This window comes from Burkholderia sp. Ac-20392 (assembly GCF_017104585.1).
In the GTDB taxonomy this organism is placed as follows: domain Bacteria; phylum Pseudomonadota; class Gammaproteobacteria; order Burkholderiales; family Burkholderiaceae; genus Burkholderia; species Burkholderia lata.
Genome location: NZ_JAAGPB010001103.1, coordinates 1 through 842 on the forward strand (window position 1 = coordinate 1; position 842 = coordinate 842).

Genomic DNA, 842 nt, shown 5'->3' on the forward strand with positions numbered 1-842 from the left:
GGTCGAGCGCGGCCGCGCGCTCGGCATCTGGGCCGCGTGCAACGGCGTGGCGATGGCGATCGGCCCGACGCTCGGCGGCGTACTGATCCGGCACTTCGGCTGGCGCAGCATCTTCTTCGTCGTCGTGCCGCTGAGCGTCGCCGCGATGCTGCTCGCGATGTCGGCAGTGCCCGAATCGTCCGATCCGCGCGGCCGGCATGTCGACGTCGGCGCACAGGTCACGGGCGCGCTCGCACTCGGCGCGCTTGCGTATGCGGCGATCGTGTTCCACGATTCGCCGGCCGCATGCGCACTCGCGGGCTGCGTCGCGATCGCCGCGCTCGCCGCATTCGTGTCGATCGAACGGCGTCATGGCGCGGCCGCGCTCGTGCCGCTCGAACTCTTCCAGGTCGGTGCGTTTCGCGGCGCGATCGCCGCCACCTCGGGCATGACGTTCGGGATGTACGGCGTGCTGTTCCTGCTGCCGCTCTACTGGCAAGGCACCGGCCGCCTCGATTCGACCGGCGCGGGCCTCGCGCTGCTGCCGATGGCGCTCGTGTTCGTCGTCGTGTCGCCGTGGTCGGGGCCGCTGTCCGAGCGTATCGGCTCGCGTGCGGCCACATCCGGCGGCGTCGCGCTAATCGCGAGCGGACTCGCGATGATCGGCACGTCAGCCAGTTCGTCGAGCCTGCTCGGCGCCGAATTCGGGCTCGCGTTGACGGGGCTCGGCATGGGGATCGCGACGGGCCCGTTGATGACCGTCGCGGTCGGCGCGGTCGACGCCGCGCGGTCGGGCACCGCGAGCGCGCTCGTCAATGTCGCGCGAATGACCGGCGCGACGCTCGGCATCGCCGTGCTCGGCA

General features: G+C 72.0%; 1 protein-coding gene. It reads left to right on the forward strand.

Annotation, left to right across the window (positions count from 1 at the left end; translation table 11 throughout):
- The coding region (locus G3N99_RS41030; RefSeq protein WP_206125287.1) for an MFS transporter at positions 1-842 on the forward strand (842 nt) is incomplete at both ends.